A 17,829-nucleotide genomic window follows, 5' to 3' on the forward strand; every position below is an offset into this window, starting at 1 on the left:
ATACAAAACCAACCCTTTCAATAGTTAATTTTTTATTTAATAGGAAAATACGGCCTATTGAACAAAAATGCTCCGCTTAGGATCGCACTGCGGCGGGATTCTTTTTCATTTGCAGTACATCTGCGGTAATGCGGCATACACGGCCGCGCACTTCACCAGATCCGCCTTCCATGTCCTCTCGTTGGGCGCATGTGCCTGCGCTTCCTTGCCCGGCCCGAATCCGATGCAGGGGATGCCGAAACGTCCCATGATGGATACTCCGTTGGTGGAGAAGGTCCATTTATCAACCAGAGGTTCGCCGTACATGCCCCTGTATGCTTCCACCATCGCCTGTGTGGCCGCATGATCCTCCGGGATCACCCAGGTGGGGAAATAGCAGTCGGTAGGATAGACCAGACCGGTATAGCTGGGACGCTCGTACTTGTACATGCTGACTCTTGCCTGATACTTTTGTACGGAAGGAAGAGCGCGGATTTCATCCAGCGCCATTTCATAGGTTTCCCCGTCCGTCAGTCTGCGGTCGATGGAGATGGCGCAGCTGTCCGCCACCGCGCAGCGGGAAGGAGAGGTAAAAAAGATTTCGGATACGGTCAGCGTGCCTTTGCCAAGAAACGGGTCAAAGTGCAGCTTGTCATTGAGGGCCCGCACATCCTGCAGGATATCGCCCATCTTGTAGATCGCGTTGTCTCCGCGCTCGGGAGCGGAGCCGTGGCAGGAAATGCCGTCCACATCCACGCGGATCTCCATGCGTCCTCTCTGCCCGCGGTAGATATTGCCGTCGGTGGGCTCGGTGATCACCACAAATTCCGGTTTCACCTTATCCTCGTTGATGATGTACTGCCAGCAGAGGCCGTCACAGTCCTCTTCCTGAACGGTGCCGGTGACCAGGACGGTATATTTATCGTTCAGCAGTCCCAGATCCTTCATGATCCTGGCACCGTAAACTGCCGATACGATGCCGCCCATCTGATCGGAGGTGCCGCGGCCGCCGATCTCTTCTTCTGTTTCAAAGCCCTCGTAGGGATCGAAGGTCCAGTTGTCCCGGTTACCGATGCCCACCGTGTCGATATGGGCATCATAGCCGATCAGAGTTTCACCGTGTCCCATATAGCCGAGCACGTTTCCCATGGGGTCGATTTCCACCCGGTCAAATTCCAGAGCCTTCATCTCCTGTGCGATGCGGTCGATATGCCCTTTTTCTCCGGCGCTTTCTCCGGGTATGCGCACCAGATCCCGTAAAAATTTTGTCATGTCCTCTCTGTAATTTTCAGCAGCCTCTTTGATTTTGTTAAATTCCATTTCGTTCCCCTCCTGTGTTATTCCTCTTTGCCTTCCCATACGATTTTTTTATATCTGTCAGGATCCGTATCCCCTTCGGTGGAGAAGAGGAGTACGTTTGATTCTTTGTTTAGACCCAGCACTTCTCTAAGCTCACTGTATTCCTCCATCTTCATGATGCAGTACAGAAGACCCATGCCCACAGCGCCGGACTCCCCGCTCACAACCTGCGGATCGCCCTTAAAGGGGGCGGAGAGCATGCGCATGCCTCTGGCGGATACCCAATCCGGACATGCGGCAAACACTTTTACATGGTTTTTCAGGATATCCCAGGAAATCGTATTGGGTTCTCCGCAGGCAAGCCCTGCCATGATCGTCTGCATATCGCCGTCCACAATGCGCGGCTGTCCGTCCTTTGCCACAGTGCCCTTATAGAGACAGGCTGCAGCGTCGGATTCCACCACCACAACAACAGGGGGATGATCGGGGTAACGGTTTGCGAAATATCCCTGAACCGCGCCCGCAAGAGATCCCACACCGGCCTGGATGAAGATGTGTGTCGGCCGTCCGATTCCGTATTCCTCAAGCTGCTCGTCGGCTTCCATCGCCATGGTGCCGTAGCCCTGCATGATCCATGAGGGGATTTCTTCATAACCGTCCCATGCGGTGTCCTGCACCACCACTCCGTTGGGCGTCTTTGCAGCAGCGGCGGCAGCCATGCGCACGCACTCATCGTAGTTGACCTCTTCGATCGTAGCGGAGGCATTTTCCTTTAAAATATTGTTCAGGCGGGTGATTGTGGTGCCCTTGGGCATGTAGACCACCGCCTTTTGGCCCAGTTTATTGGCCGCCCATGCAACGCCGCGCCCGTGGTTGCCGTCCGTTGCGGTGAAGAAGGTAGCCTGGCCGAACTCATCCAGCAGTTTGCGGCTGGTCAGCACATCATAGGTCAGCTCGGAAACATCCCTGCCGGTCTGTTTGGCAATATAGCGGGCCATGGAAAAAGAGCCTCCCAGCACCTTAAAGGCGTTTAAACCGAAGCGGTAGGATTCGTCCTTGACATAAACACCGCCGATTCCCAGCCAGTCCGCCATGCCGGACAGCCTGGCTAACGGCGTCTTGGTATACTGCGGGAAGCTTTCGTGGAAGGCGCGCGCTTTCTTAACTTCCTCTAAGGCCATGACCTTAATCTGGCTGTCCTCTGTTTTGGGCATTTCATTGACTGCCCATTTGATTTCTTTCATCGGATCCGTTACCTCCTACTTTTGGTCTTTGTTTACATCGATGTAGCTATAAAGTGTATACTTCGATATGCCGAAGTATTTGGAAACCTTGTCGCCGGATTTAGTAATCAGAAATGCGCCGGCATTGTTCAGAAATTCGATGGCGGTTACTTTGTCGTCCTTCGTCATCAGGGCTACCGGCTTGCCGACCAGGGCAACGCTCTGTTCGATGAGATCATCCAGCAGATCGTTGACATTGTGGGTGATTTTTTCCGGCTCTTTGTTGGCCGGTGAGTCGGCTTCAGTCAGCGGACGGATGGCGTTTTCGACGGCTAAGAGTCCCGTGATATCGTAGTTGATGGATAATATATACCTTATTTGATTGTGTTCGTCTCTTATGTACATGGTGCTGGACTTTAAGATACGGCCGTCATCGGTCCTGGTCAGGTAGCCGAGATGATCCTTCAGGTCATCCGGATTTTTTTGCAGCGTTTCTAAAACGACATGGGAAGGCCCGCCGCCAAGGCTGCGGTTGCTCACCTGTCCATTTTCAATATGAACGATGCAGTGTTCCAGATCTTCCTTTCCCAAATCATGGATGACGATCTCGCAGTTTTGGCCGAACTGCGCCGCCAGGCCGTGGGCCAGCTGTATCAGTGTCTCCAGAGAGCAGTATTGCATGAGAAAACTCCTTTCGCGAAGGGGTGGTGGTACAAGGCACGCCAAAGAAAAAAGGACAGACAATGGGGTGAGAGAAGTCGGTCTGAAACTTGTTTCTTTGTGTACTCCATGAGTTCATCATAGCATATAATTTTAGAAATTCAATACCTTTTTGCAAAATTTTTTAGCTAACCTAAAAATTTTTGGATTTCCCTCTTGCAATCTGTAAATAGAAATGCTAGACTAGAGACATAGAAATTATTATGTGCAGATTGCATAAAAAATGACAGGCTATTTGCTTTGAAATGATTTTAATGAAGAGCTATGCCGCGGAAGAATGTGAGATAATATTATACAATATGCACAACGACGGAAAAAGTAAAATATAGTAAAACGGAGGAAGGCTATGCTGATTATCGGGAATGGAAGAATGGTAACCAGGGATGAGGAGACTCCTTTCTATGAAAACGGTGCTGTGGCGGTGGATGCGGACCGCATCGTGCGCACCGGTGAGACGGAGGAGCTAAAAGCGGCATATCCGAAAGCAGAGTTTATCGATGCGAAGGGCGGGGTGATCATGCCCGGCCTGATCAATACCCATGAGCATATCTACAGCGCCATGGCCCGGGGCCTATCCATAAACGGATATAATCCCAAGGGATTTCTGGACGTGCTGGACGGCATGTGGTGGACGATCGACCGTGCGCTGGACAACCGCCAGACAAGAATGAGCGCGAAGGCAACCTATCTGGACTGCATTAAGAACGGTGTGACCACGGTCTTTGACCATCATGCCAGCTATGGAGAGATCCGTGACAGCCTGTTTACAATCGCTGACGTGGCGGAAGAATTCGGTGTCCGAAGCTGCCTCTGCTATGAGGTGTCTGACCGGGAAGGTCCGGATAAGATGAAGGAGGCCGTACGGGAAAATGAGGCGTTTATCCGCCATGCCCTTAAGGATCAGAGCGGCATGACCGCCGGGATGATGGGCATGCATGCGGCTTTTACGCTGTCGGACAGCAGCATTGCATTTTGTATGGAACACAAGCCAAAGGAGGCTGGCTGCCATATCCATGTGGCCGAAGGAATAGATGATCTGTACGATTCTCTGCAAAATCACGGCAAAAGGATCATCGACCGTCTGATGGATCTGGAGGTGCTGGGTCCAAAGACGATTACAGCGCACTGCATCTACATCAACTCCCATGAGATGGATGTGCTGAAGGAAACGGACACCTCGGTGGTGCATAATCCGGAATCCAACATGGGCAATGCGGTAGGATGTCCTCCCACTATGGAGATCGTCCGCCGGGGTATCCTGACCGGCCTTGGGACGGACGGATATACCCATGATATGATAGAATCCTATAAGACTGCCAACATCCTGCATAAGCACCATACCTGCAATCCCAACGCTGCCTGGACGGAAGTGCCAAAGATGCTGTTTTACAACAATGCTGCGATTGCAAACCGGTATTTTGAGAAGCCGCTCGGCGTGCTCAAAGAGGGGGCGGCCGCGGATATCATCGTGGCCGATTATATTCCGCTTACGCCGATGGACGCCTCCAATGTTAACAGCCATATCCTTTTCGGCATGAACGGGCGCAGCGTGGTGACTACCGTCATCAATGGCTGTGTAGTCATGAAGGACCGCAGGCTGATTTCGATTGATGAAGAAAAAGTGATGTATGAATGCAGGCAAGAAGCGGAGAGACTCTGGAACACAATTAACGGATGGAGGTAAATGAGAGGCAATGAGTGACCGAATGACACCGATTCCCTTCCCGCAGCTTATGGATTGGATCCTGACGGAGAAGGAAAATCAAAACAGCGTATTTGGCGTACATAAAGCCTATACAGCGGATCAGAATAAGAGCCTTAATCTGTTCGGGGGCAGGATTGAGACGCCCTTTGGCCCTGCGGCAGGCCCGCATACACAGCTTGCGCAGAACATTGTGGCAGCCTATTACGCAGGCAGCCGTTTCTTTGAACTGAAGACCGTACAGATTCTCGACGGGGAAGACCTGCCTGTGTCTAAGCCCTGCATCCGGGCGGAGGATGAGTGCTACAATGTGGAGTGGTCCACCGAGCTTACTGTGCCGCAGGCATTTGAAGAATATGTAAAAGCCTGGTTTGCCATACAGATCATTTCCAGGGAATACGGGCTTGGAAGCCCGGACGGTTTTCTGTTTAACATGAGCGTGGGTTATGATCTGGAAGGCATTAAGTCCCCTAAGATTGACCGTTTCCTAAACGGGATGCGGGACGCTTCCCAGACGGACATCTACCGGGAATGCAGACAGTGGATTCTGGACCATGCGGACCGGCTCACCCATATGAGCAGAGAAGAGGCGGAGAATCTGCCTTCCTGTATCTGCAATTCGGTGACACTGTCCACTCTGCACGGATGTCCGTCACAGGAGATCGAGAAAATCGCCGGCTACCTGTTAAAAGAGAAGGGCTTTCATACTTTTATCAAATGCAACCCCACGCTGCTGGGATATGAATATGCGAGAGAGACGCTGGATGCGATGGGATACGGCTATGTGGAATTCGGCGATTTCCATTTCAGGGACGATCTGCAGTATGAGGACGCGGTTTTGATGCTGACGCGTCTGATGGCGCTGGCGGATGGGCTGGGACTGTCCTTTGGAGTGAAGATCACCAATACCTTCCCCGTGGATATCCGGCATGGGGAACTGCCGGGACAGGAGATGTACATGTCGGGCAGGTCCCTGTATCCGCTATCCATATCGCTGGCCGCAAAGCTTGCGGCGGAATTTGATGGGAAGCTCCGGATTTCCTACTCCGGCGGGGCGGATTATTTCAATATCGGCCGGATCTATGATGCGGGCATCTGGCCCGTCACCATTGCCACCACGGTCCTTAAGCCCGGCGGATACGGCAGGATGGTTCAGATCGCCGACGAGCTGGCTGGAAGAGAATATGTCCCGTTTACCGCGGTGAATGCGGAGCTTGTGGCAGAGCTTGCAAAGTCGGCCAAGACCGACGCGCATCACACGAAGTCCGTCAAGCCTCTGCCGTCAAGGAAGATGAAAAAGAAAGTGCCTCTGCTGGACTGCTTTGTTTCCCCCTGCAAGGAGGGATGCCCGATTCATCAGGATATTACAGCTTATATGAAGCTGGCCAGAGAGGAGCGCTATCTGGAGGCTCTGCAGGTGATTACGGAGAAAAATCCGCTGCCGTTTATTACGGGCACGATCTGTGCCCATAACTGCATGAGCAGGTGTACGCGCAACGCCTATGAAGAGCCGGTGGACATCCGGTCCATGAAGCTGATCTGTGCAAAAAAAGGCTATGACGCTTTCATCAAAACAGTAGAAAAGCCTCCTGTGCTCTATACGGAGAAGGCGGCCGTAGTAGGAGGAGGTCCTGCGGGCATGGCCGCTGCCTGTTTCCTGGCCAGAGCGGGCATGGAGGTGACACTGTTTGAAAAGTCCGGCAGCCTGGGAGGTGTTGTGCGCCGTGTGATCCCGGAATTTCGAATTCCCGATGCGGCGATCAACCGGGATGCATCTTTGCTGGAGGCACTGGGAGTTAATATCCGGCTGCATACGGAGGCACCTTCTGTAAAAGAGCTAAAGAATGCGGGATATGAACATATCGTGCTGGCGGTGGGAGCCGGTGCGCCGGGCCTATGTGATCTGGAAGAAGGAACCGCTATCAACGCCCTTTCCTTCCTGGAAGAATATAAGAAAACGGAAGGCCATACGGATATCGGCCGCCGCGTGGCGGTGATCGGCGGAGGCAACACGGCCATGGATGCTGCGCGGGCGGCGGCGAGAACCGTCGGAGTGGAAAGCGTATCCCTGGTGTACCGCAGGACCAGGCAGTATATGCCTGCGGATGAAGAAGAACTTTTGCTGGCTCTGGAGGATGGGGTGGAATTTGCAGAACTCTTATCTCCGGTATCGCATCAGGACGGCATGCTCATATGCAGTGTGATGAAGTTGGGCGATGCCGATGCGTCTGGCCGCAGAAGGCCCATAGACACGGGTGAACAGGTACAGCTGCCGGTGGATACCGTAATCGCCGCCACCGGAGAGCGGGTGGATGCCGAATTCTACCTTGCAAATGACATAGCGTTAGATGAACGGGGCAGAGTCCTGACCAATCAGGACACATTGGAAACCAGTGTTAAGAATGTTTATGCCGCCGGGGACGGCCTGAACGGGCCCGCAACCGTCGTGGAAGCAATCCGGGATGCCATGAAGTGCGCGTCCGCCATCCTGGGCCGGCCGGCTGCCAACGATTTTACCGGAGAACCGGTGGATAAGGAAGCCATATATGCAAAAAAAGGAGTGCTTAAAAGCGCTGTCTGCGGTCAGCCGGATAACGTAAGATGTCTGGACTGCGGAGGCGTCTGCGAAAACTGTGCGGACGTATGCCCGAACCGTGCGAACCTGTCCGTTCAGGTCCCCGGCATGGAAAAAGCGCAGATCATCCATGTGGATGCCATGTGCAACGAATGCGGGAACTGCATGAGCTTTTGTCCGTATGACAGCGCCCCTTACAAGGATAAGTTCACGCTGTTTGCCAATGAGGCGGACTTAAAAGACAGCACCAATGAGGGATTTATGATACTGGACAGAAAAGAAAAGCGTTTCCGTGTCAGATATCTGTCAGAGATCACGGATACGGAAGCCGGAGGAAAGAGCCCCAAGATTCCGGCCGGCCTGCAGGCCATTATGTGCGCGGTATGTGAAGACTATCCGTATTTATTGAGCGAATAGTTTTACGATGGTAATCGGGGTGGGGATGTGGTATAATGTCGTCAGACATTATACCACGCTGATTTCCGTCTGCGAAGCAGACCGTTTCCCCAGGAAATCATGCGCATCCCCATACCGTATCGAAAGCAGGCGGTGCGAAAAAGCCGGAAGCGAATCTGCGTTGTGCCCGCACAATTGCAGATCCGTTCCGGCTTTTTGGAAAACGGGTATTGAATAAAATTAAAGGCAGGTAAACATCCATGTCAGGTGAAATCCAATTCTGCCGTACCGGCGGCTGTACAGCCAAGCTGGGGCCCGGCATCTTAGACCATGTACTGAAAAAAATCCCGCGGAGCCAGGATGATCACCTGCTCGTCGGCTATGACAGCGCGGACGATGCGGCTGTCTACAGGCTGACCGATGAGCTGGCCATCGTGCAGACCCTGGACTTCTTTCCGCCTATGGTGGAGGATCCGTATATTTTCGGTCAGATCGCGGCGGCCAACGCGTTAAGCGACATCTATGCCATGGGAGGCGAGGTGAAGTCCGCCTTAAACATCGTGTGCTTTCCGGAGCAGATGGATCTGAATATTCTTGGCAGGATCCTGCAGGGAGGCGCAGAAAAGGTACAGGAGGCCGGAGGAGTGCTGGCCGGCGGTCATTCCATTGCGGATGCGGATGTGAAATATGGGCTGTCGGTCACCGGCACGGTGCATCCGGACAAAATATGGAAAAATAACGGGGCAAGACCGGGAGACCGGCTGATTCTTACCAAACCCCTCGGCGTGGGGATCATCACCGCGGCTTCCCGGGTAAAAGAGGCGTCGAAGAAGGCGGTGGATGCGGCGGTTTGTTCCATGACCGCTTTGAACCGATACGCGGCCCAGGCGGCTCATGGCTGCAGGATCCACGGATGTACCGATGTGACCGGATTCGGACTCCTGTGCCATTTAAATGAGATGCTGGGTGGAACATACGGCGCGAAGATCAATGCGTCTGCCCTGCCGGTGCTTCCGGAAGCAGCATCCTATGCGGAAGAATTCCTGATCACGGCAGCGGCTCAGAGAAACCGGAATTTTGTCGGGGACAAAGTGTTTTTTGAAGACGGTGTGAGCTTTGCCATGGAAGAGCTGATGTTTGATCCGCAGACATCGGGAGGACTCCTGTTTGCGGTGGATAAAGAAGATGCCCAGATGCTTAGCGGGAAATTAAAAGAACTGGGCATGCCCGCCGGTATCATCGGTGAAGTCACAGAGCCGTCAGATCAGAAGAAAGGATGTACCGCGGGCCGGATTCACGTGTTTGCTTAACAGGTAATATGAAAGCGGAAGCACACCCAAGTGTGCGCAGGTCATCAACCTGCGGTTGGTGACAGGAAGGGGGAAATATTTATGAATCAAACAGTGGATGCAAGAGGGGATCAGTGTCCGATCCCTTTGGTAAAGGCGAAGAAGGCTCTGAAAGAACTTCATCCTTCCGATATACTTAAAGTACTGGTGGATAACGAAATCGCAGTCCAAAACCTTCTTAAGATGGCCGGCCAGATGCAGATTTATGCAGAGCGCGGGAAAGAAGACGGCGGATTTTATGTGGAATTTCATGTGGAAAAGGAAATATCTCCCGAACCTTCTGCAGAGGAAACACAGTGCCTCCTGCCGGAAGCAAAGAAGGAAGAACCGGTAAAGCCGCGGAAGAAGAATACGGTGGTTGTGATCAGTTCCTCTTTCATGGGGGACGGTTCCGAGGAACTTGGCAAAATCCTGATGAAAGGATTCCTTTACGCCCTGGCGCAGCTGGATGAACCGCCGGCCTGCATCATCTTTTATAACGGGGGTGTGAAGCTGACGACGGAAGGCTCCGCTTCCATAGAAGATCTGAAGGAGCTTAAAGCACAGGGGGTGGAAATCCTCTCCTGCGGAACCTGCCTGGATTACTATCGGCTGAAGGATAAGCTCATAGTAGGCGAGATCACCAATATGTATACCATAGTGGAAAAGCAGGCGGCCGCGGACATGATTATCCGCCCATAACATGCATATGACAGTTTGTAAAAAGGCGGAGGGATATCATGATATATTTTGATCAGGCGGCTACAAGTTTTCACCGTCCGCCCCAGGTGGCGGATGCGGTGCGTGACGCCCTGCTCACTTTTGGCAACGCTTCGCGCAGCACACATCCCGCATCCATGGCGTCCGCGAGGATGATCTATGAAACGAGGCAGCTGCTGGCAGAGCTGTTTTGCGCTCCCGGACCGGAACGCGTTTCGTTTACTTCAGGGGCGACGGAAAGCCTGAATCTGGTGATCGGCAGCCTGCTTGAGCCGAACGATCACGTAATCACCACGGCGCTGGACCACAACTCCGTGCTGCGCCCCCTATACCGTAAGGAAAAAGAAGGGGTGGAGCTGACTGTAATACCGGCGGACAGGGACGGCCGGATCTCCTATCAGGAGCTTGAAGGATGTATGCGCGCCGGCACGAAAGCGCTGATCTGCACGCATGCTTCCAACGTGACCGGCAATCTGCTGGATATTGAGAGGCTGGGGGAAATCTGCCGCAGACATGACGTAATATTTGTCCTGGACGCGTCACAGACAGCGGGGATTGTGCCGATAGACATGAGTGCCTGCAATATCGGCGCGCTGTGCTTTACCGGCCATAAAAGCCTGATGGGTCCCCAGGGCACAGGGGGGATATGTCTGGCAGAATGGCTTTCCCTTAAACCCGTGAAGGTGGGCGGCAGCGGGTTTGCCAGCGAGCAGAAAGAACAGCCTCCGGTGATGCCGGAGGTGCTGGAGGCAGGCACGTTAAACGGTCATGGCATTGCCGGGCTGCATGCGGCACTTCGGTGGATTCAGGAACAGGGAACAGAAAATCTAAGACGAAGAGAACTGTCCCTGGCGCAGAGGTTTTACGAGGGGATCGCCGGGATACCGGGCGTCAGAGTCTACGGGGATTTCACGTCCTGGGACCGGTGCGCGGTGGTCAGTTTTACGGTCGGCGACTGCGATTCCGGCGCTGTGAGCACCATGCTCTGGGAGGAGGCTGAAATCGCATGCCGCAGCGGCATGCACTGCGCATATCCCATGCATCAGGCCCTGGGCACAGAGTCGCAGGGAACCGTGCGTTTCAGCTTCTCCCATTTCAACACGGAAGAAGAGGTGGATCGGGCGGTCTGCGCGGTAAAGAAACTGGGGGAGGATCTGGTGTGAGAGAAAGAAAACTGAAACTGGTCATCACCTTTCCCTCCACCACCCAAGCCATCGCCATGGAGAAAAAATGCGGGGAGAATGGGGCAGCAGGAAGGCTGATCCCCGTCCCCAGACAAATCTCCGCCGGCTGCGGCATAGCCTGGTGTGCGGAGGTCTCTGAACGGGAATATCTGGAGGAGTTCCTTGGGGAATTTGGCGTACAGTATGAACATATTTACGAGATAAAAATATAATCGTGCCTACAGGTCGCAGGGCAGGTCTTCCGGATAGTCGATATCCTTTAACTCCATGTTATGAGGTGTTTCGACCCAAAGCACATCTTCGGGATGGGCTTTCAGGATGCGTTTTCCGCCTGTATCCCCGGTCAGGGAAACAAGCTCCTTTTTGTAGCGGGAGTCAAACACCACAGGGTTGCCGGGCACGCCGTTATGGCAGAGGCAGGCCATGCCCTTATCGGATTTCCGGAAAGCATCCAGCAGAGCGCGTACGCTTTCGGCGGTCAGCCAGGGCTGATCACATACGGTGAAAAGGAAGGCATCCGAAGCGAATCCCTCCAGCGCGTTAAGCGCCAGGTGAATGGAGTGTGAGATACCCAGGTCGCTGTGCCCGTTATAGACTGCCGCCGCGCCAGCCGCTTCTGCTTCCTTTAAAATTTCCTCATATTGAGAAACCACAGCCAGCCGGTCCGGCTCAAGGGTTTGCGCCCAGCTTAAGGTATGGCGGTACATGGGAATCCCATTTACGGGGGTGAGCAGTTTATTGGCCTGAAAGCGGGTGCTGCTGCCGGCGGCCAGAAGCAGTATGGACAGGGATGTATAGTGGGACATAAGAACCTCCTTCCTATTATGTAACAAGCCCCTACGGAGCGGGGATATTTATCGGCAGTGTATAGTTACTCTTCACAGATGCCGTAAATCTTCTGCGTCATGCGCTGCTTTATCGGCTATGAACAGTAACAGTTTAAATAATAAAGCTCTTCATGTCAACCTGCGGGAGGCGGATATGCAATTCTTTCGATATAACTGCGGCGGCTGGAAGGCTGCTGCCACATTAAGCGAATGTTATCAGCCTGACAGATGCGGTCCCAGGAGATTCTCCTTTGTAGGAGGCGGCGGAAAAACCTCGGCGATTTTTAAGATGGCGGAGGAATTATCAGACCTGGCGGTGCTTTCACGACCGGGGGCGGAGAAACGGAAGGTGCTGATCGCGCCCACCACTAAGATGTATCTGCCCAGAGACGGCTGTGTCCTGCTTTCCCCCAGGCTCTGCGAGGTGAGAGAGGCGCTTGCCGTCGAGCCGTACGTGGTGATCGGGCAGCGTGCGGCTTTACCGGCCTCTGCTTTTGAGCCTAAAATAGAGGGCCTGCCGTCTTCCTTTCTGGAAGAGGCGGCAATGCATGCGGACGTGGTGCTAGCGGAAGCGGACGGAGCCAGACATATGCCGGCCAAAGCTCCGGCGGAACATGAACCGGTTCTGTTTCCGGGCACCACTGATGTGGCTGCGGTGATGGGGTTGGACTGCCTGTACCGGCCTGTCCGTGAGGTCTGTCACAGACCGGAACTGGTCTGCCGGCTTTTGGGAGTTTCGCCTGAGCATTTGCTGACGCCGGAGGAGGCAGCCAGGCTGCTGATGAGTGAAAAAGGCCAGCGAAAGGATGTGGGGACGGGTCAGGAGTTTTATGTGCTCTTAAACAAAGCGGACGGACCCGAACAGCTATGCCTGGCCGGGGAAGTTGCGAAAAATCTGGAAAGCATGGGCTGCCGCCATATCGCAGCATCCTCACTGTCACCAGCCGAAGGCTGATGACCTGCGCACACGTCAGTGTGCTTCCGCTAATACTGTCACCAGCCGCAGGCTGATGACCTGCGCACACGTCAGTGTGCTTCCGCTAATACTGTCACCAGCCGCAGGCTGATGACCTGCGCACGCAGTTGGATGCGTATAAATATAAGGGAGGTTACAGGCAATGACTGCAATAAAAATACTGATTAAAGGCGCGGGGGACCTGGCCACCGGCATTGCCTGGCGGCTGCACCGGTGCGGATGTGCGGTACTGATGACAGAGATAGAACGCCCCACCACGGTGCGGCGGACTGTGGCGTTTTCCAGCGCGGTATATGAGGGCCGCGCTGAGGTGGAAGGTGTGACGGCCCGGCTGGTACAGGATGTGCGGGAGGCATGGAGGGTCATCGACGACGGGAAGATCCCCGTATTGGTGGATCCGCCCGCTGCCTGCAAGGCGGAGTTTAGACCGGATGTGCTGGTGGATGCTGTGATAGCCAAGAAAAATACAGGCACAAAGCGAACGGACGCGCCGCTTGTCATCGGTGTCGGCCCCGGATTTTGTGCGGGGCAGGACTGCGATCTGGCGGTGGAAACGATGAGGGGCCATACGCTGGGCAAGGTGATCGAAGAGGGATGCGCTCTCCCCAATACCGGCGTGCCGGGGGAGATCGGAGGTTTTGGAAAGGAACGCCTGATCCGTGCGTTGGCCGCTGGCACTTTTCTGCCCCGCGCATCCATCGGAGACCGGGTGGAGAAAGGGCAGATTGTGGCGGAATGCGGAGGCGTGCTGATCCCTGCGCAGATGTCCGGCGTGGTGCGGGGGATGCTGAAAGAAGGGCTGGAAGTGGAAGCGGGCATGAAATGCGGCGATATCGACGGCAGATGCCAGGTATCCCATTGCTTTTCAATATCGGATAAAGCGCGCGCCATAGGCGGCGGTGTGCTGGAGGCCGTTCTGTACGGCGGAAAGGAGAAGGGGTATGTTTCAATTCACTGTAAACGGGATGCTGTGCCAGAGCGATGAGGACGGCCGGCTGATCGATTATCTTAGGGATGAGCTTAGGCTCACCTCGGTGAAGGAGGGCTGCAGTGAAGGCGCATGCGGCACCTGCACGGTTCTTGTGGACGGGAAAAAGGTCAAAGCCTGCGTGCAGAAGATCTCCAGGATGGACGGGAAATCCATCCTCACGGTGGAGGGGCTTAGCAGCAGAGAAAGGGAGGTCTATGCCCACTGTTTTGCGGAGGCGGGTGCCGTACAGTGCGGCTACTGTATACCGGGGATGGTGATCAGCGCCAAAGCCCTTTTGGATGAAACGCTTACGCCGGACCGCGCGCAGGTGAAGAAAGCGATACGGGGCAATATCTGCCGGTGCACCGGATATAAAAAGATAGAGGATGCGATCCTGATGGCGGCGGAGTATTTCCGGGAGGAAAAGCCTGTGCCGGATAACAGCGTGGAAGGGCTGCATGTCAGCCAGCATTTCCAGCGCGTGGATGCGAAGGAGAAAGTGCTGGGAACCGGGGAATTCGTGGATGATATTGTCCTGCCTGGCATGGTATATGCCAAGGCCTTAAGAAGCCGGTACCCAAGAGCGCTCGTCAATAAAATCGACATATCACGCGCCCTTTCCCATGAGGACTGCATCACCGTCCTGACCGCAGAGGATGTACCCTGCAACAAGCACGGCCATCTGAAAAAGGACTGGGATGTGCTGATACCGGAAGGGCATGAGACCCGCTATATCGGTGACGCGCTTGCCCTTGTGGCCTGCAGGCATAAGGAAAGCCTCGATGAGGTGCTGTCCCTGATTGAGGTGGATTATACGGAGCTTACACCTTTGACCAATCCCAGGGATGCCTTAAAGGAGGATGCCCCCAAGATCCATGAGGGCGGAAACCTGCTGACCAAAGAAGTCCTAAAGCGCGGTGACGCCGATGCGGCCATCGCTGCCTCCGCCCATGTGGTAAAGACTACATATCATGTGCCGTTTACGGATCATGCATTTATGGAGCCGGAATGCGCCATCGCCTTTCCGGAAGGGGAAGGGCTGCATCTCTATACCGCTTCGCAGTCGGTTTATGATGAACAGAAAGAGATCGCCCATATCCTGAAGATTCCGGAGGATAAGGTGATCAGTGAAACCAAGCTGGTGGGCGGCGGCTTCGGCGGCAAGGAGGATATGAGCGTGCAGCACCATGCGGCCCTGATGGCATGGGTGCTGAACTGTCCGGTTAAAGTGAAGTTTACCAGAGAAGAGAGCCTGCGGGTGCATGTAAAGCGCCATGCCATGGAGATGGAATTTACCACCGCCTGCGATGAGAACGGATATCTGACCGGCATGAAGGCGGTGCTTTATTCCGATACCGGCGCCTATGCTTCTCTGGGTGGGCCGGTTCTGCAGAGAGCCTGCACCCATGCCGCCGGCCCTTATAACTATCAAAATGTGGATATCACAGGGTACGGAGTGTATACCAATAATATTCCTGCCGGCGCCTACCGCGGGTTCGGAGTGACCCAGAGCTGTTTTGCCACGGAATGCAACCTGGATCTGCTGGCCAGGGAGGTGGGCATATCGGAATGGGAGATCCGCTACCGCAACGCCGTGCGGCCGGGGCAGGTGCTGCCAAACGGCCAGATCGTCACGCCGGACTGTGCGTTAAGAGAAACGCTGGAAGCGGTGAAAGAGGTGTTTGAAGCCAATCCGTACGCCGGCATCGCCTGCTGCATGAAAAACAGCGGAATCGGTGTGGGGCTGCCGGATATCGGCCGGTGCGACCTGCTTGTGGAGGACGGCCGGGTGCATATCCTGACTTCGGCCGCATGTATGGGGCAGGGTGTGGGCACGGTTATGGTTCACATCGTCTGCGAGGCCACCGGTCTGCCTGCCGAACTCATGCTTCATGAGCGGGCCAATACCGCCAAAACGCCGGACGCGGGGACCAGCACCGCATCCAGGCAGACTCTGTTTACGGGCGAAGCGGCGAGACTTGCCGCCGTTAAGCTGAAAAAAGCGATTGACGAGGCGGGAAACCTTAAGGCGCTGGAAGGCCGGCGCTTCTGCGGAGAGTATTATGGCAAAACCGATCCGATGGGAAGCCCCAAGCAAAACCCCGTGAGTCATGTGGCCTACGGCTATGCCACCCAAGTGGTGGTGCTCAACGAGGATGGGAGCCTGAAAGAAGTGGTGGCCGCTCATGATGCCGGTACCGTGATCAATCCGAAGGCTGCAGAAGGCCAGATTGAAGGCGGTGTGGTGATGGGGCTTGGATATGGCCTGACGGAGGATTTTCCTATGGCGGGCGGATATCCTACATTAAAATATGGAAAACTGGGCCTGATGCGCGCCACGGACGTGCCCGAGATCAAGGTGATCTTTGTAAATTCCGGCAATGTGGCTGCGGAAGCGTACGGAGCAAAGGGAATCGGGGAAATCTGTTCCGTGCCGACAGCTCCTGCCTGTGCGGATGCATATTACAGGCTGGATGGGAGGATGCGCACCGTCCTGCCCCTTCCGGACACCTTTTACCGGAAGTCTTAACGGGAAATGGAGGAATGAAAGGTGAAGCGGCTTCTTAAAAACGGAACTTTAGTATCAGGAAAAGACTACACAAAGGCCGATCTGCTGATAGAGGACGGGCGGATCGCCGCCGTAGGGACCGGCCTGTCATGCGAAGGCGCGCTGTGCACGGATGTGGAGGGAAAGCTGGTTTTTCCCGGATTCATAGATGCCCATACGCATTTCGATCTGGAGGTCTCAGATACGGTGACCGCCGATGATTTCACCAGCGGAACAGAGGCGGCCATCGCGGGCGGAACCACTGCTGTCATTGATTTTGCGACCCAGAACAGAGGGGAATCGCTGCATCAGGCGCTTGAAAACTGGCACCGAAAGGCTGACGGTAAAGCTTCCTGCGATTACGGTTTCCATATGGCCATATCGGACTGGAATGAACGGACCGCAAAGGAGATGGAAGAGCTGTTTCAGACCGGTGTGACCTCATTTAAACTCTACATGACCTATGACAATATGGCCGTAAATGACGGCGAACTGTATGAAGTGCTCAAAGAGGCCGGTCGTCTGGGTGCGCTGGTGGGCGTGCACTGTGAGAACGGGCTGCTGATTAAGGAGCTTGTGAAGGAGCAGAAGGCAGCCGGCCGTCTGGGCCCCATGGCCCATCCTCTCTCCCGGCCCGCCTCCGTAGAAGAAGAGGCCATACAGCGCCTTGCGGTGACTGCGGGGCTGGCCGGCGCACCGGTCATGGTGGTGCATTTAAGCACAAAGTCCGGATATGAACAGATTGCGGCGGCCAGAAAACGGGGGCAGACCGTATATGTGGAGACCTGTCCCCAGTACCTGTTGATGGATGACAGCCTTTATTCACAGCAGGGCTTTGAAGGAGCGAAATATGTAATCTCTCCTCCGCTTCGCAAAAGGGAGGATCAGGAATGTCTTTGGAAGGCGCTGCAAAACAATGAGATCCAGACCGTGTGCACGGATCACTGCAGCTTCACGCTGGCTCAGAAGGCTGCGGGAAGGGCGGATTTTACCAGGATTCCTAACGGCATGCCCGGAGTGGAAGACCGGGCTGCTCTGCTCTACACATATGGAGTGATGAAAAAGCGCATCTCACTTCCGCAAATGTGCCGTCTGCTCTCAGAGAACCAGGCCAGGCTCTATGGAATGTATCCCCGCAAGGGCTGCATACAGCCGGGCAGCGATGCGGATCTCGTGGTCTGGGACCCGGAATACCGCGGGACAATTTCGGTGAAACAGCAGCATTACCGCACCGACTACGCGCCTTTTGAGGGGACAGAGGTTGCCGGCCGGCCCTTCCAGGTCTATCTAAGAGGAGAACTTGCTGCACAAAACGGACAGGTTTTAAGAAAGCTTCTGGGAGAATATGTGAAGCGTGGGCCGGGGCGGCTGTGATATTAAAC

Annotated in this window: 14 protein-coding genes; 10 read left to right on the forward strand and 4 right to left on the reverse strand. The window is 54.7% G+C overall.

The annotated features are described in order from the left end of the window. Window positions 1-105: 105 nt before the first annotated feature. The 3 genes from DWZ56_RS12865 to DWZ56_RS12875 are packed head-to-tail and all read right to left on the reverse strand — an operon-like array spanning window position 106 to window position 3,182. A complete protein-coding gene (locus DWZ56_RS12865; RefSeq protein WP_118557030.1) occupies window positions 106-1,299 on the reverse strand; it encodes a YgeY family selenium metabolism-linked hydrolase in 1,194 nt (397 codons plus the stop codon). A gap of 17 nt (window positions 1,300-1,316) precedes the next feature. Continuing rightward, window positions 1,317-2,522, reverse strand: coding sequence for a diaminopropionate ammonia-lyase (gene dpaL / locus DWZ56_RS12870; RefSeq protein WP_118557031.1), 1,206 nt, complete (start codon window positions 2,520-2,522; stop codon window positions 1,317-1,319). Window positions 2,523-2,537: 15 nt separating this feature from the next. Continuing rightward, the gene (locus tag DWZ56_RS12875; protein ID WP_118557032.1) at window positions 2,538-3,182 is read right to left on the reverse strand and encodes a helix-turn-helix transcriptional regulator; all 645 of its coding nucleotides are present in this window, start codon (window positions 3,180-3,182) and stop codon (window positions 2,538-2,540) included. Window positions 3,183-3,567: 385 nt separating this feature from the next. On the opposite strand from DWZ56_RS12875, the gene ssnA reads away from it, so the two are divergent. The 6 genes from ssnA (at window position 3,568) to DWZ56_RS12905 (ending at window position 11,338) form a co-directional block, all read left to right on the forward strand. Further along, window positions 3,568-4,905, forward strand: coding sequence for a putative aminohydrolase SsnA (gene ssnA, locus DWZ56_RS12880; protein ID WP_118557033.1), 1,338 nt, complete (start codon window positions 3,568-3,570; stop codon window positions 4,903-4,905). Between the two features lie 10 nt (window positions 4,906-4,915). Then, window positions 4,916-7,915, forward strand: coding sequence for a putative selenate reductase subunit YgfK (gene ygfK / locus DWZ56_RS12885; protein WP_118557034.1), 3,000 nt, complete (start codon window positions 4,916-4,918; stop codon window positions 7,913-7,915). A gap of 239 nt (window positions 7,916-8,154) precedes the next feature. Next, window positions 8,155-9,204, forward strand: coding sequence for a selenide, water dikinase SelD (gene selD, locus DWZ56_RS12890; RefSeq protein ID WP_118557035.1), 1,050 nt, complete (start codon window positions 8,155-8,157; stop codon window positions 9,202-9,204). 81 nt (window positions 9,205-9,285) lie between these two features. Next, window positions 9,286-9,924, forward strand: a complete 639-nt coding sequence (gene yedF, locus DWZ56_RS12895) for a sulfurtransferase-like selenium metabolism protein YedF (RefSeq protein ID WP_118557036.1) — start codon at window positions 9,286-9,288, stop codon at window positions 9,922-9,924. Between the two features lie 38 nt (window positions 9,925-9,962). Continuing rightward, window positions 9,963-11,105, forward strand: coding sequence for an aminotransferase class V-fold PLP-dependent enzyme (locus DWZ56_RS12900; RefSeq protein WP_118557037.1), 1,143 nt, complete (start codon window positions 9,963-9,965; stop codon window positions 11,103-11,105). Beyond that, entirely contained in the window at window positions 11,102-11,338 is a 237-nt protein-coding gene (locus DWZ56_RS12905) for a DUF3343 domain-containing protein (protein WP_118557038.1), read from the forward strand. The genes DWZ56_RS12900 and DWZ56_RS12905 overlap by 4 nt, the downstream gene beginning before the upstream one ends. A gap of 6 nt (window positions 11,339-11,344) precedes the next feature. Here DWZ56_RS12905 and DWZ56_RS12910 read toward each other — a convergent pair whose 3' ends face one another. Continuing rightward, window positions 11,345-11,932, reverse strand: coding sequence for a nucleotidyltransferase family protein (locus DWZ56_RS12910; protein ID WP_118557039.1), 588 nt, complete (start codon window positions 11,930-11,932; stop codon window positions 11,345-11,347). Between the two features lie 175 nt (window positions 11,933-12,107). Between DWZ56_RS12910 and yqeC the strand changes: the two genes are divergently transcribed. From yqeC to hydA, 4 genes are all read left to right on the forward strand, one after another. Further along, complete coding sequence (gene yqeC / locus DWZ56_RS12915; protein ID WP_158584570.1) at window positions 12,108-12,908, forward strand: selenium cofactor biosynthesis protein YqeC; 801 nt, start codon at window positions 12,108-12,110, stop codon at window positions 12,906-12,908. 163 nt (window positions 12,909-13,071) lie between these two features. Continuing rightward, window positions 13,072-13,914 (forward strand): selenium-dependent molybdenum cofactor biosynthesis protein YqeB, encoded by an 843-nt coding sequence (gene yqeB, locus DWZ56_RS12920; protein WP_243095248.1) that lies wholly within the window; start codon window positions 13,072-13,074, stop codon window positions 13,912-13,914. Further along, window positions 13,871-16,429, forward strand: a complete 2,559-nt coding sequence (xdh, locus tag DWZ56_RS12925) for a selenium-dependent xanthine dehydrogenase (RefSeq protein ID WP_118557041.1) — start codon at window positions 13,871-13,873, stop codon at window positions 16,427-16,429. The genes yqeB and xdh overlap by 44 nt, the downstream gene beginning before the upstream one ends. Before the next feature lie 21 nt (window positions 16,430-16,450). Further along, window positions 16,451-17,821, forward strand: a complete 1,371-nt coding sequence (hydA, locus tag DWZ56_RS12930; protein WP_118557042.1) for a dihydropyrimidinase — start codon at window positions 16,451-16,453, stop codon at window positions 17,819-17,821. Window positions 17,822-17,829: the final 8 nt, after the last annotated feature.

The organism is Lachnotalea sp. AF33-28, assembly GCF_003477885.1.
Classification (GTDB): domain Bacteria; phylum Bacillota; class Clostridia; order Lachnospirales; family Lachnospiraceae; genus AF33-28.

Bases quoted from the DNA above. Each gene is read 5' to 3' on its own strand.
- DWZ56_RS12865 (WP_118557030.1), bottom strand. From the start codon at position 1,299: ATGGAATTTAACAAAATCAAAGAGGCTGCTGAAAATTACAGAGAGGAC.
- dpaL (WP_118557031.1), bottom strand. From the start codon at position 2,522: ATGAAAGAAATCAAATGGGCAGTCAATGAAATGCCCAAAACAGAGGAC.
- DWZ56_RS12875 (WP_118557032.1), bottom strand. From the start codon at position 3,182: ATGCAATACTGCTCTCTGGAGACACTGATACAGCTGGCCCACGGCCTG.
- ssnA (WP_118557033.1), top strand. From the start codon at position 3,568: ATGCTGATTATCGGGAATGGAAGAATGGTAACCAGGGATGAGGAGACT.
- ygfK (WP_118557034.1), top strand. From the start codon at position 4,916: ATGAGTGACCGAATGACACCGATTCCCTTCCCGCAGCTTATGGATTGG.
- selD (WP_118557035.1), top strand. From the start codon at position 8,155: ATGTCAGGTGAAATCCAATTCTGCCGTACCGGCGGCTGTACAGCCAAG.
- yedF (WP_118557036.1), top strand. From the start codon at position 9,286: ATGAATCAAACAGTGGATGCAAGAGGGGATCAGTGTCCGATCCCTTTG.
- DWZ56_RS12900 (WP_118557037.1), top strand. From the start codon at position 9,963: ATGATATATTTTGATCAGGCGGCTACAAGTTTTCACCGTCCGCCCCAG.
- DWZ56_RS12910 (WP_118557039.1), bottom strand. From the start codon at position 11,932: ATGTCCCACTATACATCCCTGTCCATACTGCTTCTGGCCGCCGGCAGC.
- yqeC (WP_158584570.1), top strand. From the start codon at position 12,108: ATGCAATTCTTTCGATATAACTGCGGCGGCTGGAAGGCTGCTGCCACA.
- yqeB (WP_243095248.1), top strand. From the start codon at position 13,072: ATGACTGCAATAAAAATACTGATTAAAGGCGCGGGGGACCTGGCCACC.
- xdh (WP_118557041.1), top strand. From the start codon at position 13,871: ATGTTTCAATTCACTGTAAACGGGATGCTGTGCCAGAGCGATGAGGAC.